This window comes from Bacteroides sp. 2201st1_D9_2201SCRN_220225, assembly GCF_040928965.1.
Classification (GTDB): Bacteria; Bacteroidota; Bacteroidia; order Bacteroidales; family Bacteroidaceae; genus Bacteroides; species Bacteroides stercoris.
This window is the reverse complement of sequence record NZ_JBCODG010000002.1, coordinates 110,873-135,692: the sequence shown is the minus strand read 5'-3', so window position 1 is coordinate 135,692 and position 24,820 is coordinate 110,873. Positions and strand designations below refer to the sequence as shown.

General features: G+C 43.2%; 17 protein-coding genes and 1 pseudogene. 8 read left to right on the top strand and 10 right to left on the bottom strand.

What is annotated here, in order from left to right:
* The 3 genes and pseudogenes from AB5903_RS01210 to AB5903_RS01200 all read right to left on the bottom strand — a co-directional run.
* On the bottom strand, positions 1-682 hold a 682-nt coding region (locus tag AB5903_RS01210), incomplete at its 3' end, for an IS4 family transposase (RefSeq protein WP_368117602.1).
* Positions 683-807: 125 nt separating this feature from the next.
* Positions 808-1,602, bottom strand: a pseudogene (locus tag AB5903_RS01205) (trypsin-like peptidase domain-containing protein); the annotation flags it as partial.
* A gap of 25 nt (positions 1,603-1,627) precedes the next feature.
* Complete coding sequence (locus AB5903_RS01200; protein ID WP_368117601.1) at positions 1,628-2,923, bottom strand: hypothetical protein; 1,296 nt, start codon at positions 2,921-2,923, stop codon at positions 1,628-1,630.
* A 793-nt stretch (positions 2,924-3,716) separates the two neighbouring features.
* Here AB5903_RS01200 and leuS point away from each other — a divergent pair.
* Genes leuS through AB5903_RS01185 form a run of 3 tightly spaced genes read left to right on the top strand, consistent with a single transcriptional unit; the run spans position 3,717 to position 8,037 of the window.
* Positions 3,717-6,554 (top strand): leucine--tRNA ligase, encoded by a 2,838-nt coding sequence (leuS, locus tag AB5903_RS01195; RefSeq protein WP_272709700.1) that lies wholly within the window; start codon positions 3,717-3,719, stop codon positions 6,552-6,554.
* Positions 6,555-6,559: 5 nt separating this feature from the next.
* Positions 6,560-7,462: a YitT family protein gene (locus AB5903_RS01190; RefSeq protein ID WP_005655782.1), complete on the top strand. Its 903-nt coding sequence runs from the start codon at positions 6,560-6,562 to the stop codon at positions 7,460-7,462.
* Positions 7,459-8,037: a non-canonical purine NTP diphosphatase gene (locus AB5903_RS01185; protein WP_005655780.1), complete on the top strand. Its 579-nt coding sequence runs from the start codon at positions 7,459-7,461 to the stop codon at positions 8,035-8,037. The genes AB5903_RS01190 and AB5903_RS01185 overlap by 4 nt, the downstream gene beginning before the upstream one ends.
* A gap of 169 nt (positions 8,038-8,206) precedes the next feature.
* Here AB5903_RS01185 and nadA read toward each other — a convergent pair whose 3' ends face one another.
* Positions 8,207-9,244, bottom strand: a complete 1,038-nt coding sequence (gene nadA / locus AB5903_RS01180; RefSeq protein WP_272709701.1) for a quinolinate synthase NadA — start codon at positions 9,242-9,244, stop codon at positions 8,207-8,209.
* Between the two features lie 401 nt (positions 9,245-9,645).
* On the opposite strand from nadA, the gene AB5903_RS01175 reads away from it, so the two are divergent.
* Entirely contained in the window at positions 9,646-10,176 is a 531-nt protein-coding gene (locus AB5903_RS01175) for an RNA methyltransferase (protein WP_195658470.1), read from the top strand.
* 141 nt (positions 10,177-10,317) lie between these two features.
* Positions 10,318-11,055 (top strand): DUF5131 family protein, encoded by a 738-nt coding sequence (locus AB5903_RS01170; RefSeq protein WP_117858555.1) that lies wholly within the window; start codon positions 10,318-10,320, stop codon positions 11,053-11,055.
* A gap of 13 nt (positions 11,056-11,068) precedes the next feature.
* Here the strand turns inward: AB5903_RS01170 and AB5903_RS01165 are convergent, their stop codons facing one another.
* The gene (locus AB5903_RS01165) at positions 11,069-11,701 is read right to left on the bottom strand and encodes a DUF4294 domain-containing protein (protein WP_117858554.1); all 633 of its coding nucleotides are present in this window, start codon (positions 11,699-11,701) and stop codon (positions 11,069-11,071) included.
* Positions 11,702-11,798: 97 nt separating this feature from the next.
* On the opposite strand from AB5903_RS01165, the gene AB5903_RS01160 reads away from it, so the two are divergent.
* The 3 genes from AB5903_RS01160 (at position 11,799) to AB5903_RS01150 (ending at position 15,478) form a co-directional block, all read left to right on the top strand.
* Entirely contained in the window at positions 11,799-13,823 is a 2,025-nt protein-coding gene (locus AB5903_RS01160) for a helix-hairpin-helix domain-containing protein (RefSeq protein WP_195658469.1), read from the top strand.
* Positions 13,824-13,961: 138 nt separating this feature from the next.
* Positions 13,962-14,735, top strand: coding sequence for a radical SAM protein (locus AB5903_RS01155; RefSeq protein WP_060386057.1), 774 nt, complete (start codon positions 13,962-13,964; stop codon positions 14,733-14,735).
* Positions 14,736-14,809: 74 nt separating this feature from the next.
* Complete coding sequence (locus tag AB5903_RS01150) at positions 14,810-15,478, top strand: DUF1573 domain-containing protein (protein ID WP_195658468.1); 669 nt, start codon at positions 14,810-14,812, stop codon at positions 15,476-15,478.
* A 9-nt stretch (positions 15,479-15,487) separates the two neighbouring features.
* Here the strand turns inward: AB5903_RS01150 and AB5903_RS01145 are convergent, their stop codons facing one another.
* The 5 genes from AB5903_RS01145 to AB5903_RS01125 are packed head-to-tail and all read right to left on the bottom strand — an operon-like array spanning position 15,488 to position 24,818.
* Positions 15,488-16,567, bottom strand: coding sequence for a hypothetical protein (locus AB5903_RS01145; RefSeq protein ID WP_060386055.1), 1,080 nt, complete (start codon positions 16,565-16,567; stop codon positions 15,488-15,490).
* A complete protein-coding gene (locus AB5903_RS01140) occupies positions 16,567-18,399 on the bottom strand; it encodes a leucine-rich repeat domain-containing protein (RefSeq protein WP_131796843.1) in 1,833 nt (610 codons plus the stop codon). The genes AB5903_RS01145 and AB5903_RS01140 overlap by 1 nt, the downstream gene beginning before the upstream one ends.
* Before the next feature lie 19 nt (positions 18,400-18,418).
* The gene (locus AB5903_RS01135; protein WP_060386053.1) at positions 18,419-20,203 is read right to left on the bottom strand and encodes a BACON domain-containing carbohydrate-binding protein; all 1,785 of its coding nucleotides are present in this window, start codon (positions 20,201-20,203) and stop codon (positions 18,419-18,421) included.
* An 8-nt stretch (positions 20,204-20,211) separates the two neighbouring features.
* Complete coding sequence (locus AB5903_RS01130; RefSeq protein WP_368117600.1) at positions 20,212-22,839, bottom strand: DUF4458 domain-containing protein; 2,628 nt, start codon at positions 22,837-22,839, stop codon at positions 20,212-20,214.
* Between the two features lie 23 nt (positions 22,840-22,862).
* Positions 22,863-24,818 (bottom strand): BACON domain-containing carbohydrate-binding protein, encoded by a 1,956-nt coding sequence (locus AB5903_RS01125; RefSeq protein WP_005655760.1) that lies wholly within the window; start codon positions 24,816-24,818, stop codon positions 22,863-22,865.
* Positions 24,819-24,820 lie beyond the last annotated feature (2 nt).

Here is a 24,820-nt window from a genome sequence, read left to right as displayed (position 1 = left end):
TCCATCTGACTGTCTTATACTTTAAGTTCGTCTTGGCTCTGACAACAAAGAAAGAGTCTGTAAGATGTATCCTATAGAGTTCTTTAAAGGAGTCATAAGCCCTGTCGAATATATAATAAGCATTTGGTTCATAATGGATTGAAGACATTGCTGTGGAATCATGCTTTGATGCAGTAGTTACAGTATAGAAGGCAGGAACTTGTGCTTCAATGTCGTATAAGACATGAGCTTTCACCCCTCCTTTCTTGCTTCGGAACTTTGCCCATGGGAATGTTGCAAGACACAACGGAATCGTTGTTGAATCAAACGCATATTTCTTTCCGGAAATGTCAAGGATGTTGGTCGTCCGCTTCTCGCAGGCTTCCTTCATCATATAGAATGCAAAGTCTTCGAAGATTCTGTAATCACGGTTCTGGTTCGCTGTCGCAAGAGTTGTCTTGGCTATCGGTTCACGACCTAAACCAAGATGATATTGCTTGGCCCTATGCGCCTCGAAAGCAACGACTAAGTCTCGCAGGCTCTCACGGTTACTCAGTTGTCCAAACATCATCGCGAGCATCTGATTCCAGCAAGTGAAATGTTTCACATATCTGTTGCCATCATACTTGCGAACATAGTTGTTGAACTGAGTCCTGTTCAGAAAAGCGGTTAATTGAGAGAATACGTATTTGTCTTGGAACATAGCAGCCATTTGTATTAGACTGCAAAGTTGCAAAATCAAGTCCGTTTCATTTCAAAAAACCGTGTAATTGACTATATTTCAATAATTTCAAAGAACTATTTATCCACTTTTACGGGACAGTAGTGGTTTTCATACACAAAAATACGAATCTCCGAACTCCCTTTATGAAACGTCCACGAATCGTAACCGTCCCGCGCAAGGATAGGGTTAACTCCCATTTCGGCAATGGCCTGTTCGCAGAACACACTCAAAGGCGACTGTTCACGCTCCGCAAAAACTTCTTCCGGCAACTTTTCGCCGCAGGAAGGACAAAATTCCTCTTCCTCGGATATCAGCTCATCGCAACTGTCGCACTGTACCTGGAATGTATTGCGGTCAACCCCGTCAACCGACTCCAAAAGCTTACGCAATGCCTCTACACGCACACCGAACCCCATATTGTCCGCATTGGTGAACTTGCTTACCGTTACTCCCACCACTTCACTGTTTTCATTGAAGATAGGTCCGCCCGAATTGCCGGGATTTACGGCAGCATCGGTCTGTATATAATATTTTCCTTCCATAAGCTGCTTGGGCGAGGAAACCGACCCTTCCGTTACCGTAAAAGGCATGCCGTAAGGATACCCCGCCACACTGACCTTTCCGCCGATGGCCAATGAATCGTCCGCAGCCAGGCTCAGTTCGGGAAGAGCTGAAAAGTCTGCATCCACAGCCAATAAGGCAATATCCAAAGAAGGATTTACGAGCACCACTTTGGCAAGGTAAGGATTCCGGTCGTTATCATGTATGGCAACAGTATGGAAACCGTTCACCACATGGTAGTTCGTTACAAAAAGATTATAAGATTTCAGATAGAAACAGCTTCCGGAACCGCCGGCATGTGTCACCTTATATACGAGTTTATAAATGTTCTGATCCATAATATATAGTTTAGATACCGTTAAGTTAATTCATAATTCCCATCACCTTCTTCTGCATTTCAAGCATCAGCCGGGAGTATTCCTGCATATTACCGCTCATCATGGCTTCCGCCATTTTCTGTTGCAACACCTGCATGTCGTCACTTCCCATGGTTTCCGTAATTTTCTGCACCTGTTCCATGCCGGCAGCAAAGTCCGTCTCATCCTCATCGTCCAAATCGCCTTCCATAATCTTGTCCATAGCGTTGTAAAGAATTTCAGAGGCCTCTTCCAAAGAGCGGTTGCCTGCCTTCTTCAAAGCTTTTGATATAACGGCATTGATATCGTCCTGCATATCATTATAGAAATAAGCTTCGTAGAACACATAAAGCAAGCGTACCGCACTGCGTTCATAATTCTCCGACTGGATGGCTTCGGTGGCTTCTTTATAGACATTCATAAAATTCTCCTGCACGTTTTTTAGGGAAGAACGGCGCTTTGCAGATACCAACGTGTCCGTGTAGTAAAGGTCTTCCGCCAGTTTTTCCTTCGGAACGGCAAGCAGCTTTTCAAGAAATGCTTTTCCTTTTGATACAACCTCTTCCGTAGGCAGGTCGGCATCCATATCATTCACTGCCTTGTCAAGGTCGTTCAGTAATTGTCCCTGAGGATGTGCAAAATAGGAAATCTGGTAGAAAGCGGTATCCAGCACATTCCACGAATAACCGTACCGGCGGTCGGCCCCATACTCTTTGAGTGCCTCCAACGTTTCGCGTCCCAATGTCTGTATGCCTTCATAAATGCGGTCTACCTCTTCCTGCGGATACGGAGTCACCTGCGGCTCGTAACAGCGGGTAGCGCCAAATTTCGTACAGAACTCATCGTCATACTTATCGCCTATGTGGCAGATATTCTGAAGCACGAAATACATTTTATGCGGATGACTCTGTGAAAGCGGACAAACATATTCCATATTCAACTTATCACTGTTCTTTACGAAGCGGGGCAATAACAATTTATTCAGGTTCAAGTCCGCCACCTGACGGAGCATGGCTACCCTACCCTTTTCCGGCAGATTCAGGAAATCGGCATTGATATGGAAAAAACCGTCGGCAATACGGATATGTACAAGAATGGAACCATGAGGAATGTGAAACTCCGTACCGTCGGCATTACCGTACTTGGTACGAAAGTCCGCGTTCAAATAATCCAGCAAACTATGAAAAGCCTGTACATACTCACCCCGGTTATACAAGTCCACACCCTGTTCGTAGGCTTCGGTACGGATAGCACTTTGCGTAGAATCTACTACGGGAGAAATAAAAGCAAATGTCTGTTTCATATCATGATATTGTATTTAAAGAAATAATAATAACCGTATCCCGCCCTGCGGAATGCCGGAAAACAAATATAGAAAGCAAAACACAAACAAGAACATAGATGCAGGGGGATAAATACAGAATGAAAATATCCCGTTAAAATATTGAATATTAAAAATTTATTTGGCGTAAACAGCATAAAACAAGGGGATATTTGCCCCGAAAACATGGATTTCTTTCCTTTTTTTCCGCCCGATACATACCAGCCGGACAGCACAACAGAACGGGAAATGTAATGATTCTTCGCTCCCACATAGTATATGGAAAAGCCGGTATTCACAACAAGTGGTTTCCTTTTTCAGTACAACAAAAAAACGCTCTTAATAAACCTTTCTGCAATTTTACTATAATTCGAAAAAAATTATAGTAAAATTCTCTCCGAATTTATTAACAGCCTGTTTTCCCCCTATCGCGACACTTGTAATAAATACAAACAAAAAAGGATGCAATCTTCACAGATTACACCCTTTGAAATATCCTAAAAAATCTTTTTTGTAAAATCCTATTGAAGTAATTCAGCCATTATTTGTATTACAAACAAAAAATTAGTTTTAAAAGCACTTCACAAATATAGCGAATAAAAAGCGTATTGTCAAGTATTCCATGCTGTTTTTTTACCCTACTTCGCTACAAATCTGAAAATAAACCCTTAACTTTGCACCGTTTAATTAACAGGATATAAACCAAATTAAACGGGCTATCAACAAGTTTTAGTAAGTATATCAACAAGTTTTCAACAATATAATTACAACCATTATGGAATACAATTTCAGAGAGATTGAAAAGAAATGGCAGAAACGGTGGGTGGAGAACAAAACCTACCAGGTGACGGAAGACGAAACAAAGCAAAAATACTATGTACTGAACATGTTTCCCTACCCCAGCGGCGCAGGTCTGCACGTGGGTCATCCGTTGGGATACATCGCTTCGGACATCTATGCCCGTTACAAACGTCTGCAAGGTTTCAATGTCCTGAATCCTATGGGATACGATGCTTACGGCCTGCCCGCAGAGCAATACGCCATACAAACCGGACAACATCCGGCCATTACCACCGTCAACAATATCAACCGCTATCGCGAGCAACTGGATAAGATAGGTTTCTCTTTCGATTGGAACCGTGAAATCCGTACCTGCGACCCGGAATACTATCACTGGACACAATGGGCGTTCCAGAAGATGTTCAACAGCTACTACTGCAATGACGAAAAGAAAGCACGCCCTATCGAAGAACTGACAGAAGCATTCGCCAAATCCGGTAACGAAGGACTGAATGCCGCATGCAGCGAAGAACTGCATTTCACTGCCGATGAGTGGAATGCCATGAGCGAAAAAGAGCAGCAGGAAGTCCTGATGAACTACCGCATCGCCTATCTGGGTGAAACAATGGTAAACTGGTGTCCGCAACTGGGTACCGTGCTTGCCAATGACGAGGTGGTAAACGGCGTATCGGAACGCGGCGGCTTCCCCGTAGTCCAGAAAAAGATGCGCCAGTGGTGTCTGCGCGTATCTGCCTACGCACAACGCCTGCTGGACGGACTTGACACCATCGACTGGACCGAATCTCTGAAAGAGACGCAGAAAAACTGGATAGGCCGCAGTGAAGGTGCCGAAATCCAATTCAAGGTAAAGGACAGCGATTTGGAATTTACCATTTTCACCACCCGTGCAGATACCATGTTCGGAGTTACCTTCATGGTACTGGCTCCCGAAAGCGAATTGGTGGCCCAAGTAACCACTCTGGAACAGAAAGCCGATGTGGACGCCTACCTGGAGCGTACCAAGAAACGTACCGAACGCGAACGCATCTCCGACCGCAGCGTCACCGGCGTATTCTCCGGAAGCTATGCCGTCAATCCCTTTACGGGCGAAGCAGTGCCCATCTGGATTAGCGACTACGTATTAGCAGGATACGGAACAGGCGCCATCATGGCCGTACCTGCACACGACAGCCGCGACTACGCTTTTGCCAAGCACTTCAACCTGCCTATCGTTCCGCTGGTGGAAGGCTGCGATGTAAGCGAAGAAAGTTTCGATGCCAAAGAGGGTATCGTATGTAACTCTCCGAAAGCAGGTACAGAGCCTTATTGCGACCTCAACCTGAACGGACTGACTGTCAAGGAAGCCATCGCCGCCACCAAGAAATATGTGAAAGAACATAATCTGGGACGCGTAAAAGTAAACTTCCGCCTGCGCGACGCCATCTTCTCGCGCCAGCGCTATTGGGGCGAACCGTTCCCGGTTTACTACAAGGACGGAATGCCTTATATGATTGATGAAAGCTGCCTGCCGCTGGAACTTCCTGAAGTGGCTAAATTCCTGCCCACCGAAACGGGCGAACCGCCGTTGGGACATGCCTCTAAATGGGCTTGGGACACGGCAAACAAATGCGTGGTCGATAATGAAAGGATTGACAATATAACCGTTTTCCCGCTGGAACTGAACACCATGCCGGGATTTGCAGGTTCGAGCGCATACTACCTGCGCTATATGGACCCGCGCAACCATACGGCACTCATCGACAAGAAAGTGGATGAATACTGGCGCAACGTAGACCTCTACGTAGGTGGTACGGAACATGCTACCGGACACCTGATCTACTCCCGTTTCTGGAACAAATTCCTGCACGACCTCGGCGTATCCGCCGTTGAAGAACCGTTCCAAAAACTGGTGAACCAGGGTATGATTCAGGGAAGAAGCAACTTTGTATATCGCATCAAGGATACCAATACATTCGTATCGCTGAACCTGAAAGACCAGTACGACACTACCCCGCTCCACGTGGATGTCAATATCGTGTCCAACGACGTTCTCGACACGGAAGCGTTCAAGGCATGGCGTCCTGAGTATGCTACCGCAGAGTTTATCCTGGAAGACGGCAAATACATCTGCGGCTGGGCGGTTGAAAAAATGAGCAAATCCATGTTCAACGTGGTTAATCCCGATATGATTGTAGAGAAATACGGTGCGGATACGCTGCGTATGTATGAGATGTTCCTCGGCCCTGTAGAACAGTCCAAGCCCTGGGATACGAACGGTATCGACGGCGTACACCGCTTCATCAGGAAGTTCTGGTCGCTGTTCTACGACCGTACCGGCAACTACCTGGTAACTGATGAAGCTGCCGGCAAAGAAGAGCTGAAATCCTTGCACAAGCTCATCAAAAAAGTGACGGGAGACATTGAACAGTTCTCTTACAATACAAGCATCAGCGCCTTTATGATTTGCGTAAACGAGCTGTCCGCGCTGAAATGCAGCAAGAAAGAGATATTGAATCAGCTTACCGTTACGTTGGCTCCTTTCGCTCCGCACGTATGTGAGGAATTGTGGGAGACATTAGGTAACACAGGTTCTGTATGCGACGCGCAATGGCCTGCATACAACGAAGAATATCTGGTGGAAAATACGGTGAACTACACCATTTCGTTCAACGGAAAAGCACGTTTCAACATGGAATTCCCTGCCGATACGGCATCGGATGTTATTCAGGAAACGGTATTGGCAGACGAACGTTCCATGAAATGGACAGACGGAAAGACCATCGTCAAAGTAATCGTAGTACCCAAGAAGATTGTAAACATTGTTATCAAATAACAAATATGCAAATCACAAAACCAACCAAAGCGGAAGTGATGAGAGAGTTGAAAGACTATGTCTTCATCACTTTCGGATTAATTTCTTACGCTATGGGATGGGCTGCGTTCCTTATCCCTTATCAGATTACGACCGGCGGTACTACGGGTATCGGAGCCATCATCTATTATGCCACTGGATTTCCTATCCAATGGTCGTATTTCATCATTAATGCAGTCCTGATGACGTTTGCCATCAAGATTTTAGGACCTAAATTCAGTATCAAGACCACATTTGCCATCTTCGGACTGACTTTCTTCCTATGGTTTTTCCAGTTGCTGGTGAACGGAGCGGACGGAGTGCCGCCTCAGATACTGGGACCGGGACAGGATTTCATGGCTTGCCTCATAGGCGCAGCCATGTGCGGTGCGGGTCTGGGCGTAGTGTTCAACTGCAACGGAAGTACGGGCGGTACGGACATTATCGCAGCCATCATCCATAAATACCGCGACGTTACTTTGGGACGCATGATTATGGCTTGCGACGTTATCATCATCAGTTCCTGCTACTTCATATTCAACGATTGGCGACGGGTGATTTTCGGTTTTGTAACGCTGTTCGTCATCGGCATCGTACTGGATTATATCGTGAACGGTGCGCGTCAGTCGGTACAGTTCTTTATCTTTTCCAAAGAGTACGAAAAGATAGCCGACCGCATCACCAAAGAGACTCATCGCGGTGTAACCGTACTCGACGGTATAGGCTGGTACAGCAAACGCAACGTGAAAGTATTGGTTGTGTTGGCCTACAAACGCCAGTCTGTCGAGATATTCCGTCTGGTCAAGGACATCGACCCGAATGCTTTCATCTCTCAAAGCTCCGTTATCGGCGTGTATGGAGAAGGATTCGATAAATTGAAAGGAAAATGAAAAAGAAATTTGTATTTGCAACCAACAATGCCCACAAACTGGAAGAAGTAACCGCCATTTTAGGAGATAAAATAGAGCTTCTCAGCATGAAAGACATCCATTGCAATGCGGATATTCCCGAAACAGCAGATACGCTTGAAGGAAACGCTTTGCTGAAGGCAAGGTATATCTTTGAAAATTACCACCTGGATTGTTTTGCCGATGATACCGGCCTGGAAGTGGAAGCCCTGAACGGAGCTCCCGGAGTGTATTCGGCACGCTATGCCGGCGATGCACACAATTCGGAAGCCAATATGCAGAAGCTGTTGCAGGACATGGAAGGAATGGAGAACCGAAAAGCCCGATTCCGTACCGTTTTCGCACTTATCGTCAATGGAAAGGAACACTTGTTCGAAGGCATCGTAAAAGGCGAAATAACGAAGCACAGGCACGGTACTTCCGGTTTCGGATATGACCCGGTCTTTATTCCGGAAGGATATACGCAGACATATGCCGAAATGGGAAGCGAATTGAAGAATAAAATCAGCCACCGGGCAGTGGCAACGGATAAGCTTTGCAACTTCCTGTCCAAGTAATGAAAGTGGCAAAAGTATGCGGATGCTTGCATTATGATAAATTTTCAGGCACGGATTACATGGTTCCGGTTTATGAAAACCGTAAATTCCATGTAATCCGTGCCTGAAAAAATATTGAAATCATTTTCATACCCTCATCGAAGAATGCCAGCGACAAGGGAATAATTCACTATAATCCCAGTTTTGCAGAAATCTCCAGCATCCTCTTGATCGGTTTCACCGCTTTCTCTGCTATTTCCGCATCCACCTTGATTTCCGGAGATTCGTCTTTCAGGCAATTATAAAGCTTTTCCAATGTGTTTAACCGCATAAAGTTACACTCATTGCAGGCACAGGTACTGTCGTTGGGCGGTGCCGGAATAAATTTCGTCTGCGGACATTTCTTCTGCATCTCGTGCAGGATACCCGATTCCGTGGCAACGATGTATTCCTTTTCGGGATGGGCAACCGCATACTTCAGCAAAGCCGCCGTAGAACCTACTACATCCGCCAGTTTCAAAACCGTGCCCTTGCATTCGGGATGAGCCAATACCACTGCACCGGGATGCTGCTGCTTCAATTCAACAATCTTTTCAACCGAGAACTGTTCGTGTACATGGCACGCTCCGTCCCATAACAACATATTCCTGCCTGTAACGGAGTTGATATAATTTCCCAGGTTTCTGTCGGGACCGAATATTATTTTCTCATCTTCGGGAAAGCTTTCTACGATTTGTCTGGCATTGGTGGAAGTTACCACTACATCCGTAACAGCCTTTACGGCAGCCGTTGTATTCACATAGGATATCACCGTATGTCCGGGATGCTCTTTAACGAACTGTGCAAACTTATCCGCCGGGCAACTGTCGGCAAGCGAACAACCCGCCGCCATGTCGGGCACCAATACCTTCTTGTCGGGACAAAGTACCTTTGCCGTCTCACCCATGAAGTGGACACCGCACATCACGATAATATCGGCTTCCGTCTTTGCCGCCCATTGTGCCAGAGCCAGACTGTCGCCTACATAGTCGGCTATGTCTTGTATTTCACCCTTCTGGTAGTAGTGCCCCAGAATGATTGCATTCTTCTCTTTCTTCAGTTGCTTGATAGCTTCTATCAGATTATCCATAATAATAATTTTTATTTCTCTTCTTTCTTTAAAAATCCTTTGATAGTGATGATAGGCTGTTAATAGTGTGGACAAATAAATCCAAATTTTCTTGCCCATAAAGTTATTAGTACAAGGCTAAACTTTATCCTTAGGTTATTAACGTAAGCAATTAAAGTTATATCTCTTGATAATAAGCTCCCTACTCTGCTATAGTCTCACTTCATTAACATCTTGTTGATAACCGCAAAGTTAATAACTTTAAAGGGATTAATCAGTGAAATAGTACTTAAAAATGTGTTTATACAGTCTTTGAAAGTTTAGGTTAACTTTTTTGGTTTGTTCGTTATGCAGGCGTATTATGCGTTACTTTGAATAATGCAAATATTATTTTTAAAAATTTTTCCATACGCTATTGACACCTTTTCAACGGTTATTAACAGGGATGTGAACGGAAAGAAGTATCTTTGCACGACATGAGCCGGTACATAGTGTACAGACCGGTACAAAGCCTTACGATTATGAACAGAAAACTGAAGATAACCGAACTGAACCGCATTAGTACAGAGGAGTTTAAGGAAGCGGAAAAACTGCCGCTTGTAGTTGTATTGGATAATATCCGCAGTTTGCATAATATAGGTTCCGTATTCCGCACTTCGGATGCTTTTCGCATTGAATGTATCTATCTGTGCGGCATTACGGCTACTCCACCCCATGCCGAAATGCACAAGACGGCTTTGGGAGCGGAATTTACCGTCGATTGGAAGTATGTTAATAACACTGTTGAAGCTGTTGATAACCTCAAAAACGAAGGCTATACGGTTTACTCCGTAGAGCAGGCAGAAGGCAGTATTATGCTGAATGAGTTGACTTTAGACAAAAACAGAAACTATGCCATAGTAATGGGGAATGAGGTGAAAGGTGTTCAACAGGAAGTTATTGACCATTCTCACGGCTGCATTGAAATTCCGCAATACGGTACGAAGCATTCTCTGAATGTATCGGTTACGGCAGGCATTGTTATCTGGGATTTATTCAATAAATTGAAGTGAGTGGACAAATATTAGTAATTAACAGCTTTATACTTGATTTATCAACCAACTTATTTGCTTATATAACAGTTATTTATTTCCTTTGTATGTTTACGTTAGTAACAGGTTTATCAACATAATATTAACTGATGTTTTATCCGGATGAATGGTATTGTAGAGAGGTCGGTGATGTGGAATTTGTGGCACGGTTGCCATAAATTCAGTGAAGGATGCAGATATTGTTATGTCTACCGGGGAGATGCAAAAAGAAATGTTGACAGTTCGGTTGTGGTTAAGACGAAAAATTTCGATTTGCCTGTACGGACGAATAAGAACGGAAGTTTTAAAATTCCGTCCGGAACTCTTGTTTATACCTGTTTTACTTCCGATTTTTTTGTTGAAGATGCAGATGCGTGGCGAACTGAGGCATGGGAAATGATTCGTCAACGCAGTGATCTTCATTTCCTGATGATAACCAAACGTATAAACAGGGTTATGGAGTGTCTGCCTGTCGATTGGAAAGACGGATATGATAATGTAACTATCTGTTGTACAGTTGAAAATCAGTTATGTGCGGATAATCGTTTGCCTGTTTACAGAGCTATTCCTATAAAACACAAAATTATTATTTGCGAGCCGTTGTTGGAAGAAATCAGTTTGGATGCCTATAATATAGGAGAGTGGGTTGAACAAGTGGTTGCAGGGGGAGAGTCCGGATATGAGGCCCGTATCTGTAATTTCGACTGGATTATGAAGCTTCACGATATTTGTGTGAAAAACAATGTTTCTTTCTGGTTTAAACAGACAGGTTCTAAATTTGTTAAAGAAGGCACTTTATATACCGTAAAACGTCAGTTTCAACATTCGCAGGCACGTAAGGCGGGCATTAATTTTAAATGATGTACTGAAGTTATCAGAGCTGCCCGCTCTCTACCAGTAAGATTACTCTTTCCGTAAGCGCATCATCTCCCGTAGGGTCGTATTGTTTTTTCAGACTGGCTCCGAACAGTGCGGCAAAGGTCTGGTAGAATCCGGCTTTAAAAGGTCCCATAAATGCTTTTACCAGTTCGTAGGAAGTGGAATGGGTTTGCCGGTCTACCAGTTTGATTAACAGTTTTCCTTGTGCAAAGGAAAGCTTTTTCATACGGGGAGTGTATTGTTCTTTCAACCCCTTTTCCACAGCTTTCAGGTGCTTTTGCCGCTCTTTTTGAGTGGGAATGGTCTGCAGGTATTCGTAAGTCTCGATAATCGCCCGGTTGATTTCCTTTGAAATGGGAAGCACTTTCTTTACATCGCGGATAAGTTTGTAGTATTTCGCCATTTCGCGCCTGTTCTTGAATTTTAGCGGTTTGAAGATGTAAACGGTAGGAAGTTTCACGTAAGGAATCGTATCGCCGTTGTACACGCACATGGGAGTGAGATAGATGCTTTTGGATGCACCGGTTTGGGGTTGCTGCTGGGCATGACAAGTCAGGACTCCTGCCGAGAGAAATGTTATGAGTATTACTATGTTAAACCGTTTGCTCATAGCGCAAAAGTACACCATTCTGCGTAATGTTGTTACATTGCTTTCATTTTTCCTTGTTCAATTAACTAATTTAAGGTAACTTCGTTGCCTATTATCCGGAAACACACTATTATAGATGACCCTAATCAAGATAGGAGTTTTTATGAGTATGCTGTTAATAACTCCTATGCTTGTAGCTCAAAATGCGACATTATCCCTGTGGGAAGAGAATCTGGAACAACTCTCCGCCGATGAAGAAGAGAGAAACTGGGAAGATGAACTGGAAACGCTTTCCGCTCGTCTGCAAGAACCTGTCAATATCAATGCCGCCACTAAACGGCAATTGGAGGAATTTCCTTTCCTTACGGATATTCAAATAGAAAATATTTTGGCGTATGTTTATATAAACGGACAGATGCAGACTCTTTATGAGTTGCAGTTGGTGAAGGAGATGGACCGGCAAACTATCGAACTGCTGTTACCTTTCGTCTGCATAAAGACTGTTGAGGGCCCTTCCCGCTATCCTTCTTTAAAAACGGTATTGAAGTATGCCGGGCAAGAAGTATTGACACGTCTGGATATCCCTTTATATACCCGCAAGGGATATGAGAAAAACTATCTGGGACCTGCCGTTTACCATTCACTGCGTTACAGTTTTCGCTATGGAGATTACTTTCAGGCGGGAATAACGGGAGAAAAGGATGCCGGTGAACCGTTCTTTGCTTTGCATGACAAGAAAGGGTATGATTACTATTCGTTTTACGGCTTACTCAAAAACAGGGGCAGGCTGAAAGCTTTGGCATTGGGCAATTATAAACTGGGGTTCGGGCAGGGCCTGGTGATTGGCACAGACTTTGGATTAGGAAAAACTTTCTCCATGTCTGCATCCGAATTCCGCAGAGGGGGAATCCGGAAACACAGCTCTACGGACTCGTATAACTATTTTCGCGGAACGGCGGTAACAGTGGAAATTCTTCGTTTTTTAGAACTTTCCGCTTTCTATTCGCACCGTTCTATGGATGGAGTGGTGAAAGGCGGAAAAATCGCTTCCATTTACAAAACAGGCTTGCACCGTACGGAGAAGGAGGCGGATAAAATGAATGCATTTGTCATGCAATCGGCGGGTGGTAACCTCACTTACGAAAAAAATAGATTGAAAGTGGGGGTGACAGGCATTTATTATCGTTTCAGTCATCCTTATGAACCGGATTTAAAGAAGTATGCGAAATACAACTTGCATGGAAATGATTTTTATAATCTGGGTGTGGATTATAAATACCGTTGGGGAAGATTGGTATGGATAGGAGAGGGGGCTGTTGGCAAACAGGGATATGCCTTGCTGAACCAACTGAAATATAAAATATTAACAGGTTATCAACTGCTGTTAATACATCGTTGTTATTCCCACGATTACTGGTCTTTCTTCGGGCGTTCGTTCGGCGAGGGAAGTGCTCCGCAAAACGAAAACGGCTGGTATCTGGCTACGGAAGCTGCTCCCTGGGCGCACTGGAAGTTTTTCGCTTCTTTGGATATGTTCTCTTTTCCCTGGTGGAAATATCGCATCAGCAAGGCTTCGCAGGGAATAGACGGAATGTTTCAGGCTACCTATTCTCCGCAGAAAGACTTATTGCTATATCTCAATTACCGGTATAAGCGCAAGGAGAGGGATGTGTCGGGAACAGGCGGGAAAGTGACGTTACCGGTCTTTCATCATAAGCTCCGTTGCAGGCTTGCTTATACGCCGGGAGCTTTTTCATGCCGCACTACGGTCGATTACAACTATTTTCGCCAGCAGAGTGGGGAAGGGCATGAGTTTGAAGGAAAACAAGGCTGGCAATGTACCCAGTCCTGCGCTTATACTTTTTCCGGATTCCCTTTGGCCGTATCCGTACAAGGTACTTATTTCCATACGGACGATTACGATTCGCGGATTTATGCTTCCGAAAAAGGATTGGTTTATACGTTTTATACTCCTTCTTTCTACGGCAGCGGTTTTCGCTATTCTGCTCATATACGTTGTGATTTGAACAAAACTTTTATGTTTCTCGTTAAGTTCGGGCAAACCGCTTACCGGGACCGTGAAACTATCGGTTCGGGTAACGATTTGATAGAAGGAAATACAAAAACAGACTTGCAGATGCAGTTTCGTATTAAGTTTTGAAGAATAACTGCCGTATTTTTGGAAATATCTGGATGTTTATTTCTTATCTTTGCTGTGCTGATTACGCGGTTTGTCTTTGAAATATCGGAAAACCGCCAATCACCGCTGTTAAATCATAATTTGTAAATAGTAAATCAAATGACTGTCATTTATCCGTCTCCCATATTCGGTCCCGTCCATTCCCGCCGTTTGGGAGTATCTTTGGGAATCAATCTGTTGCCGGAAGACGGTAAGGTGTGCACTTTCGACTGCATTTATTGCGAGTGCGGGTTTAATTCCGACCATCGTCCCAAGAAGCCGCTCCCCACACGAGAGGAAGTGCGTGCCGCATTGGAAGCCCGTCTGCAGGATATGCAGAAAAACGGACCCGTACCCGATGTACTGACTTTTGCAGGAAACGGAGAACCAACCGCACATCCGCATTTTCCTGAAATCATAGAAGACACGCTTGCTTTGCGCGACAAATACTTTCCGAAAGCCAAGGTAAGCGTATTGAGCAATTCTACTTTCATTCATCGTCCTGCCGTATTCGAGGCTTTGAACAAAGTGGATAACAATATTCTGAAACTGGATACGGCAGACGAAGCTTATATCCGTGAGCTCGACCGTCCGGCAGGACATTATTCCGTCCGCGGGATAATCGGGGGAATGAAGGCTTTTAAGGGTAACTGCATTATCCAAACCATGTTTTTGAAAGGCGGCTTTGGAGATAAGGATATGGATAATACTTCCGATAAATATGTTTTGCCCTGGTTAGAGGCCGTCAAGGAGATTTCTCCCCGCCAGGTGATGATTTATACTATTGACCGGGAAACTCCCGACCATGACCTGCAAAAGGCTACTCATGAGGAACTGGACCGTATTGCAGCATTGGTGAGGGAAGCAGGGATGGCTGTGAGTGTCTCTTATTGAAAAATATAATTTCCGATATTCTCATGCGAATTCTTTTTCTGATTGTTGCGAATCTTTTGGGTTTATGTGAAATCGTGGCACAAGACATAGTTTTCAATAAGACTGTTTATGATTTAGGTACTGTTTCCGAAGATGAAGATCCGGTTACGGCTACCTATATTTTTACAAATAAAACGAAAGCTCCTTTAGCTGTTGCTACTGTCAGGACAACCTGCGGATGTACTACGGCGAATTATTCCAAAGCTCCGATATTGCCAGGAAAGCAGGGCAGCATTAATATTGTTTATAACCCTGCCGGAAGACCGGGAGTGTTCAATCGTTCTGTGACCGTATTTTTTTCCGGGAAAGAGAATCCTTTCGTATTGCAGGTTAAAGGCTATGTAAGACCCGGAAAGCCGCGAAAATATGCGGGATATGCGTATGTATTGGGCAAGTTGCAATTACGTACTACTTTGGTGCGTTTTCATCCGATGAAACTGGGGACACAGATGCAGAAATCAAATGTCATGGTAATCAATTCGAGCAATCATTCTCTTCAGGTTGGGTTCAAAACGGAAGATCCGGATTTTTCTGCTGTAATGATACCAGCCAAACTCGCTCCGGGCGAAAAGGGGGAGATAGTCATTACCCGTAGGAGTACGGAAAAACAGAAACAAGCGGAACAACGGTGTGTCCGCTTGTTTGAGTTAAGCTCAAGAGAGAATTTGTTAGAGTTGTTGGTAAAAAATGAGCTTTGTCAGTAAATTTGATTATCAGGAATGATAACTGATTGTACGTTGTACGTAGAAAGTTCCACTCCAATGGCTCCAATCGATTTGTTCACTCTGTTTCTGAATGGATTTTGTCCAGTTGCCTTGTGTGTCCGTTTCTTCGTATTCATATAGCTCTTTGGGGGTTTCTTCCGGATTATCTGTTGCCGGCAGGTTGCGTATTGCTGATTTTAACCGACCGTTACTGTCGTAACTATAGGCGATTTCCGTAACATAACTTTGTGCGTCAGTTTTGATAAGTACTGGTGCAAGCGGCACGGCTTCGCTGTAACTAGTAGCGACAGACACTTCCAGCGTTCCGTCAGCGGTATAACATTCTTGCTTGGAAAAGAGTAAAGCACCTTTTTCGTTCCATTGATAATGAATATTTTCCGTACTTTCCAATTCCTCGTTTGTATATGTTGTAACTGTTGCGCTTTCAGGAAACAAGGTTTCTGTATCTTTATAGGTATAAACTGTTTTGGTGCGTGTTTCAAACAAAGACCCTGCATTGACTATTTGTGTATGTACGAATGTATTGTCCGATTTCCATTCAGAGATATTCCCTGACGGACCTATAATTTGTTTCACTCCTTTTACACAAAAGAGGTTCATCTCTCCCAAAGGGAATGGCAGCGGAATATAACGTTCCTGTTCATCATAAGAGATATTGTAAACCGTGGGAGAAGTTGTACCGAGTGTATAAACGGCAATAGTTCTCATTCTGCCTTGTTCGTCATATGTATATTGGAAGTAGTTTAAGTCTACTCCCAACATACGTGTTGACGGTTCCGCACCGGTTCCGTTATAATAAGTCAGATTTCCTTTTGTATCAAAGGAATAGTCCGTTACATGAAACGGCTCTTCTGTTTCCGTACCTTCTCCGGTGGCCGGATTAACCATTTGTTGATGTACATCGGAGACATTCCCCTTCAGTCCGAAAAAGGAGGTATGGGGATTGTCCCAGATATATGCGTTTTCAGGTACAGCCGGATTGTCATTGCCGGCAGGCAATGTATCATCTTCACAGGCTGTTACTGAAAACAGCAATAGTGTACATATGGATAGAGCAAATACTTTCATTATTTAAGATTCTGTTCTTTCCACTCTTCAAAATCCTTCACAGGACGCGCATCATGGTTTTTTCCACACTCTTTGCCATTTTTCAGTGGTTCTTTACAATGTTGCGTACGTGTTACTCCATTGGAGTTTTTATGATAAACAACTACATGAGAATCACCGAATTTGAGTCCGACTTTGTTTGTGACATCTATAGTTGGAATGTGATTCCAGGAATCGGGAATAGCCCAGGTCAGATTCGGACAATTGTCTACGTCTACACATACCATATAAATAGGCCTTGCAATTGATGTATTCGTCGATTCTTCCAATTTGTAATCAGTAGTGGTATAGAAAGCATTATTGTCAATACTTTGTAACTCATTGTTGCCTTCCAGGCCCAGTGTTGAAAACATTTTGCATTTGGTGAAAGCATCTGCCTTAACTTCCTGAATATGATTTTTTGCTACATACAGAGAACGTAAATTGGGTAATCCGCTTACATCGGGTATCTCGGTCAAACCGCAGTTATCCAAGCTCAGTTCCATCAATTTCTCGTGATTGATTACCGGAGCGGCGCTTAACGGGTTACCATCCAGAATCAGACATTGTAAAGTAGTGCTCAATTCATTGTTGCTGACAGATGTAATCTTGTTGTCTGCCAATGACAACATACGGATACCTTCCGTTGCTGCAATTGCAGGAATTGAAGTAAATCCGCAACCATCAAGCAGAAAGCCTGCCAATGCTACTCCTTCACCGCGTGTTTCAGGCAGCGAAGAAAGGTCTGGATTGTTTCTGAAATCGAAAGTAGAAACTTTCTTCATACTGAATATTTCAGCAGGAAGAGACTGCAATTTTGTGTTTCGCATGCTCAATGAGACTAGTTTCTGCCAGCTCTTTGCAAGTTCTGCCGGGAATGAAGTTATTTCGTTGCCATCCAGGTTTACAGCAAACAGATTCTCCAGTTTTTGTAAGGAAGCCGGAATTTCGGTGAGTTTACTGTTGATGATGCTCAAGGTGTTGAGATGTTTTATATTCTCAAAATGCTTCGGAAACTCCTTTAATGAAGTATTCAATACCGTAATTGAACTGATGCCGGATTTGTTGAGATTGTCGGGCAACTCTTCAAATTCCGGAATATTACGGATTACAAGACTCTCGATAGTAGGCATTTCGGCAACGGCAGACGGCAATTTTTTCATTCCCTCAAATCCTTTTTCGGTATTGGCTGCGAATTTTTCATCGAATACGATTTCTGAAAGGTATGCGATGTTGCCGTAGTCATCGGTTTCAAAATGAAGGTTTTCCCAGGTAAGGAAGTCCTCATTTTCTTCACGCCAAGTCTTAGGCCATAAGGTAGAGTCGTTTCCGAATATCTCGGTACAGATTCCGAATAAAGTACTGCGCAACATGTTATTGGAGTAAGTAATTCGAATCGAGATAGGGAAGTAGAAGGTTGTAACGCTTTCGTGTTCTACCACCAGTTCATTATCGCTTTCCAGATAAGCTTCCATCACCTGTACACCTTTATTATTATAAGCGATGTATTTCTTTACAGTATAGACACCGTTATCCAGACGGATAGGTTCGGAAGTCATGGCTTTTTCGTCACCGGTCAGGTCAAATGTAGGTAATGTAATTGTTTCACCGTCTTTTTCGAGCGTCACTTTCAGGCGCACCATCTCCTCAAGGGAGGTGATGCTGTATACCTGATTGCGCTCGAACGTGAATATAACTTCTCCTTGCCCTTCTGCTAATGCTTCTTGGATATCATCATCGTCTGAACAGGCTGTGAACAGTGCCGTACACAGCATCAGACAATAAAGAAATATATGTTTCGTATATATATTCATAGTTCGTATATCATTCTATTTATTTAATTCTGTTATAGTATCTCCAATTACCATAGATAGGGCAGTTATTGCCATATTTTTCCCATGGATATTTTGCCGAAAATTCAGCTGCAGCCGCTTTTTCTGCATCATTAAGAATCGGTAGGTTAAGCAACTGTGCCTCTTCTTCCTCATCGGTCGGACAATCCGGCATGTTATCGGTAAATTCTCTTTCATTGTCGAATCCTGCAAGATCTCCTTCATAGTCTCTTCCTTCCTGATTGAGAATCAGAATGGCAGCGCCCCAGCATCCTCTATATTCGTGGTTGACCATCCATTGAGGTAGTTTGCCTGTAAAACGGTTCAAATTGATAGAGAGATATTTCAACTTAGGCAGGATTTCTCCTCCTTCGAAGTCTGTTTTAGCAAGGTCGGGAACTTGTCCATGCAGGTAGTTATAAGAAAGATTCAAATATTCCATATTCGGGAAATAGGTAAATATTTCTTTAGGAAGTGTACCTGTCAAACCTATATGACGTCCTGATACGGGATCGATACCATTAGGTGTATCAGCCAAGTTTTTGGTTGCATCACCGTCTACAATACGGCAAGAAGCCAGATTTAGATATTTCAGTTTCGGTCCTAAATTTTTCAAAGGCTTGATAACGTCGTCTAAGCTTTGGAAAGTGTTGGCGCTTAAATTCAATTCTTCCAGATTTTCCATATCGCCTATCGAAGCGGGCAGCTTGGAAATACCATAGCCGAACAATGATAAACTTTTTAATTTTTTCAGTGTAGTGACCACGTCACCTAGTTCAATTTCTTTGATGTAAGAGTTTGAATTGGATGTTATGGCAAGAGTCTCCAACTGGTCCAAATACTTAAGTTGGTCGGGTAAGGATTCTTTCGTCTCAATCATGGAAAGAGTAAATCCTACAACACGCTCCTCAGTACGTTCTTCTTCAATGGTACCGTCATTGTATGTATAAGTAACAGGTCTTGTCTTGACGTTGTTCCAGTGTGTGATAGGACGGCTGGTATTCCATGGAACACCTACGTTCAACATACGCGCTACAGTCAGCAGAGCCAATGAGTCGCCGGTTCTTGAAGGGATGATGCGCGGAGCTTTTTCCTGAATCACACCTACTTCTGATACAATGCCGTCAGTACGTCCGGTTTCGATATATTGCAAATCGGCTCTACGTTCGCTATCCCATTCGATATGGGTCTTGAAGTAAAGACGCACTTTTTGTTTGCGTGGAATGGTAGTTTCCGCATTAAACTCTTCCTCGTACTTTGGGCTGTTTTCGTCCTTGAAATATAGCCATTCGCGGGCTGTTTCCGGGATTACTACCTTATAAGATACGTTGGCTGTAGCCTCGATGTCTACATATGCTTCGTCCAGCGGTTTGTAATGAGGTACGTGCAACGTGTCGTCCTGCAGGCTTTCAAATTTGATGGCACGTTCGTATCCGCCTTGCTGAATCTTCACTGTATATTCGCCCGATACGGTACGGAAAGTAATCAATCCCTCACGTTGCGTATACATATATGATGAGTCGGCTTTAACCACGCAGACAGCGCTGCCTTCACCGTTGGCAGGAGTTATCATATACCAATCGGCATCAGAAGAAGCAGTCCATCGTTCGTTGGTTGAAATCTGAAGTGCCACCTCACCGCCGTTATCAGGCAATTCGATGCTTTCTTTATCAAGTCGGAAGCCTGTGATACCTTCTTCGTCATCTTTGCAAGAGCTGATACAGACAGCTAACCCCATAAAAGCTATTGCTAAAACATGTTTATAATTCAGTATATTCAATTTCATAATTTCTCTTATTTATTTATATCCAAATCCAATGCCGGACAACCTAATATGTACTGGTCTGAATCAAATCCCAACATGTATGTTCCTTTAACAATTGATTCGCAAACACTGGACGGAATCGTCATTTCCAGGTTTGGATTATCTGCAACGTTAAATTCCATCAGTATGCCTGGGAAATCTTCTTCCGAAATTATCCGGATGTCATTGCCCGATACATCCAGAAAACGCAAACCGAATACCTGGTCCATACCGCTTGGGAATTCTTTCAGACAACGTGTGTTGCCATCTCTGTCGGTCTGGCTGGAGATATAAAGTTTGTACAGTCTTTGTACATTGAATACCTCTATCGGAAATTTAGAGAAGCAGTTTTGACTCAGATTCAAGCCAGTCAGGTACGGGAAAGTCTCTACATTGAATTTGTAAGGAATGTAGCGCAAATTGTTGCCCGAGAGGTCCCATGCCTGAAGATTCTTGAAGTACTGGAAACCGTCTGTATAAGTAATGGAGTCCAAATTACAGTTCATTGTTTCCAAGTTTTGGATGGATACGCGCTCGGGAGACTGGCCGTTTTCTGTAGCTTTGGCAAAAGCAGAAGGGAAGTAGCTTACTCCGTTTTTAACCTCGCCAATCGGATTCCAGCTCAATGAAAGCGTTTCAGTGCGGATACCCTTGAAGTCTTCCGGGAACTTGGAAATCCGGTTGTCTGTAAAATCAATGGTTTCAGCTGCATATTTGCCGTCTATTGCACCTTGATTAAACAATAACGGGAATTCTTCGATGTGGTTGCTGACAATTGAGAATTTTTCAATGTCATTGGTTCCGCAGAAAAACTGCTCTACTTTGGTAATCAAATTATTATCAAAGAATGCTTGTATAGGTGCAAACTTCGGAGCAAATTCAGCATTTTCTTTTTGGGGCAATTTAGTCAGTTTATTATCCGTCATGTCGAGCATAACAAGATTTTCTGCATCTAATATATCCATTGGGAATTCGGTCAGTCCGCATTCCTGTGCATAGAGTATCTGTAGGTTCTTAGAGCTATTGAACAGTGCATTCAAACCTTCCATCATCTGTTTACCGTCCGTATCACCTTCGATGGAAGTCGTACTGAGGTTCAATGCAATGATATTCTGCATCTTCTTCAATGCTTCGGGGAATTCTTCCAACTTACAGTTATAGAGTTCCATATCTGTCAGGTTGGGCAATTCTACCAATTCCTCAGGAAGATTGGTAATCCGGCCATTGGCGATATACAGAATTTCCAACTTTTGCAAGTTTTTGATAGTGGTAGGAATGCTTGTAATTCCGTTGAATATATCGCCCTTGTTCACATCGTATGTAGCATGCTCGGCATAAGTATAAGCCTGTTTCTTCTGGTTGCACATGGGAGATGCTTTGCGGCGAGGATGACGCAGAGCCAGTTCTTCGCGGGCAATGGACAAACGGTTTTTCCGTAAATCCACTCCTTTGTGATAAAGACTGTATTTACTTAATTTGTAAGAAACACTTTCGGTTTCATATAAGTCATCATCATGTTTTCCCAACCACAGGCTTTCCAGTTCGGTCAGTTTACCCAATGCCTCGGGAATGTCTCCTTTGGCATTGAACGAACCCAAGTCCAATGATTTCACACGGCCGTCAGCATTTACTTGTACACCCGGTTGATTACCCCATTCATCGATGGGACGACCATCGAATTTCCAGTTGGATTTGGCTACATAAGTTTCGCCCGCATAACTCCAATTTGGACCATCCATTGCTTTCCAAATTTCATAAAGAGCCATATAATCGGAAATGGCTTTCATGTTTTCAGGATAGGTTACATCAATGTCCTGTTTGTTAAGTACATTAGGAGCTACGGTAATCTCGATGTTCGGATTGGTAACGAGCAACAGATTCTGGCGCTTCTTGTCATAATACTTCACTTCCGTAACGGTATATTCACCTGCAACCAGTGAAAGTGTATCAGTGTGGAAATAATCCGCATCGGTTGCCAAGTATACTTTTGCTTGTGAGGTACGTGCCACTTGGCTACCCATTTTGTACGTAACGTCTACCTCGGCTATCTGGTCGTACTGGAACAGTGTCTCATCTTTTGCAGTTGCGCGTGTAGATGCGTTGTTCACCTTATCCATCTCTTCCTGATAATTGGAGAGGTCCTTTATCAGATTAAAGCTGATTTTACCTCGTAAGGTAGCTTCTACATTAACATCTATTTCTGTGAGATGTCCTTGTGCGACTTGGAAGTTTAAATCGCCCGGATAGCCGTATGCTAACTCTTCCGGTGTATCTTTGCCCGGTTTTACTGCACCGTAAATAGTGTAACTCATCAATTGATAGTCACCGGTCAGTAATTCTATTTTTTCTGTTATCAAGCCTGCACCTTCAGCTTCCGGTACGGAAGAAAGTCCTAAAGTTTGAACGACAGTCAGACCATCACAGTCCAACTCGAGTTCTATCTTTTTAGCATCTGCCATATCGTTTAAGGCACGTGTGGTACCCTCGGCAAACAGACGTAACTGCAAGTATCCTTTTCCTCCTGCAATTACAGCATCATCCTCATCGGAACATGCTGTAACTGCTAACAAGGAGAGGAAGGAAAAGAATAAGTAGGTTATATTTTTCCTTAAATTCATCGTTGTTTTTCTCTTATAAATCATTATTCTTTACCTTTTTGTGTAATAGTAAACTTACACAATAATTCATTTCCTGTATCTGCTACAAATCCGCAAGATCTCTCTGTGCGTGGTGATGGGCTTTCATTTTCAGTAATTGTCAAAGTGCTACTAACACTACCATCTTCATTACCCTTAATTGTAGCAGTAACGAATGAATCCGGGGCGTCTGGAGCATAAGAAGCTATACCGTCCCAACCTTCTTGATAAGGTTCGCCCGTTATTCGATAATAGAATCCTAAACCGTCAGTTTCCATATCGATATTATTTGCTTCGAGCACTACTTGGAATTCACCGCCTGTTGCGGGAACTGTAATATTACCATCTTTTAATTCATAGATGGTACCACCTAAAGAAAGTCCTTTAACAACAAATTCATAGTTTTTCTTCAATCCTTTTTGCTCGACTTTGATGAATTTGTCTTCGTATTCGGGAAGTAGTTCACCATCCTCGTCAAATAGATCTGCAAACGTTTCAACTGTATTCGGAACAACAAATAATGCCAAGTAACGTTTTTTAGATGCAGCGTTAGGATCCATAGGGCTCTCATATATGTAGCGATCTTTTAAAATCAAATCATACTCTTGGCTTTCTATTTTACTTCGGGTAGCAGGTTTAGGTCTAACCATTGCCCACCATTCATCTGCATTATCATCTTTCCCATTTATATACGTATTTGTAGGGCGGTTATTTACCATTTTAGCCAAATAACAGTTAGTATTGTCTCCTGCCTTTACACTAAAACTTTTAGAAATACCTTTGCCAAAATCATCTATTTCTGTATTTCCTTCAGCCTCAAAAGTATAATATCCGTTTTCAGTATTTTGCTGACCGAAACCTTCTGCATTAACCGAAATATAATCATTCCCGGCTCCATTAAATTTAACAGTCAATGGAGTAAATTCGATTTCTCCGGTTTTGTTTCCAGTAATTTTTAGCGATGCAGGCTCATATTTTTCTGTATCCAGATACTCGTCTTTTAATGAAAAGATAAGAGTTTGTTCAGATGTAAAGAAATCCGCTTCACCAAATGGAGCAATTCCCTCTTGGTCGGTTATACTCTCGCCTGTGATATTTTCGATAACCAGCCATTCGGGCAAGTCGGAGAATATTCCTTTAAAATTGGAAGTAACCGTTACTATTTTTTTAAAATTGTCATCTATGTCTCTTTCAAGACTAAACTCGCTTATTTCTTCATCATTAACAGTAAAGGTAACCGTGGGCACAATGTTTACTTTTACTTTATAAGACACAACTACGGGAGTTGCTTTGGTTGCACTTTTGTAAGTAAATGAAACGGATGCTTCTTCCGAAAAAGAAGAGAGTTTTTGGGGATCTGCGTAGAAGCTTATATTTTTGCTGACGCCATTGTCACCAGCTTCTGTAATTTCGTAGCTTAACCACTCTTCTGCGATTTCGACCGTCCAGTCATAATTGCTGACTACTTCTACAGTACCTGCGATGCTACCAGCTTCATTATTGATCTTCAGTTCCATACTATTGTCACTGTTACCGTCACCGTCGGGCGTGTTGAACACCAGTTCGGCATCAATTCCGTGTTGAACAACTGTTACTACAACAGGTTCTGCGTTATTATTGCCGGCAATGGTTATTTTTGCCTCACGGTTGGCGACTTCTTTGTTTTCTTTTACAGTGACGAGAATAGTATGTTCACCGGCCGTACCTCTTTTTTTGTCAAGAGATAACCAGCCGTGAGATGTTTTAGCTTTCCATTCTCCTGTAGCGGTAAACTTTATATCGAAGGTGATAGCTGTAGCGCCTTCGGCAGGTTTTGCCAACACAGCTTCACTCTCATTGGAGGACAGTTCTATCTTTGAAGATAAAGAACTCTTGTCGTCGTCATCACTACAAGCTGCAAATATTGCCAGTGTAAGGCATGCGGCAAACATTGCTTTTAAATAAAAAAATGTAGTTTTCATAC

Excerpts from the sequence above, each read along its gene's own strand:
- AB5903_RS01200 (WP_368117601.1), bottom strand. The coding sequence starts at position 2,923 with ATGAAACAGACATTTGCTTTTATTTCTCCCGTAGTAGATTCTACGCAA.
- leuS (WP_272709700.1), top strand. The coding sequence starts at position 3,717 with ATGGAATACAATTTCAGAGAGATTGAAAAGAAATGGCAGAAACGGTGG.
- AB5903_RS01190 (WP_005655782.1), top strand. The coding sequence starts at position 6,560 with ATGCAAATCACAAAACCAACCAAAGCGGAAGTGATGAGAGAGTTGAAA.
- AB5903_RS01185 (WP_005655780.1), top strand. The coding sequence starts at position 7,459 with ATGAAAAAGAAATTTGTATTTGCAACCAACAATGCCCACAAACTGGAA.
- nadA (WP_272709701.1), bottom strand. The coding sequence starts at position 9,244 with ATGGGCAAGAAAATTTGGATTTATTTGTCCACACTATTAACAGCCTAT.
- AB5903_RS01175 (WP_195658470.1), top strand. The coding sequence starts at position 9,646 with ATGAACAGAAAACTGAAGATAACCGAACTGAACCGCATTAGTACAGAG.
- AB5903_RS01170 (WP_117858555.1), top strand. The coding sequence starts at position 10,318 with ATGAATGGTATTGTAGAGAGGTCGGTGATGTGGAATTTGTGGCACGGT.
- AB5903_RS01165 (WP_117858554.1), bottom strand. The coding sequence starts at position 11,701 with ATGGTGTACTTTTGCGCTATGAGCAAACGGTTTAACATAGTAATACTC.
- AB5903_RS01160 (WP_195658469.1), top strand. The coding sequence starts at position 11,799 with ATGACCCTAATCAAGATAGGAGTTTTTATGAGTATGCTGTTAATAACT.
- AB5903_RS01155 (WP_060386057.1), top strand. The coding sequence starts at position 13,962 with ATGACTGTCATTTATCCGTCTCCCATATTCGGTCCCGTCCATTCCCGC.
- AB5903_RS01145 (WP_060386055.1), bottom strand. The coding sequence starts at position 16,567 with ATGAAAGTATTTGCTCTATCCATATGTACACTATTGCTGTTTTCAGTA.
- AB5903_RS01140 (WP_131796843.1), bottom strand. The coding sequence starts at position 18,399 with ATGAATATATATACGAAACATATATTTCTTTATTGTCTGATGCTGTGT.
- AB5903_RS01135 (WP_060386053.1), bottom strand. The coding sequence starts at position 20,203 with ATGAAATTGAATATACTGAATTATAAACATGTTTTAGCAATAGCTTTT.
- AB5903_RS01130 (WP_368117600.1), bottom strand. The coding sequence starts at position 22,839 with ATGAATTTAAGGAAAAATATAACCTACTTATTCTTTTCCTTCCTCTCC.
- AB5903_RS01125 (WP_005655760.1), bottom strand. The coding sequence starts at position 24,818 with ATGAAAACTACATTTTTTTATTTAAAAGCAATGTTTGCCGCATGCCTT.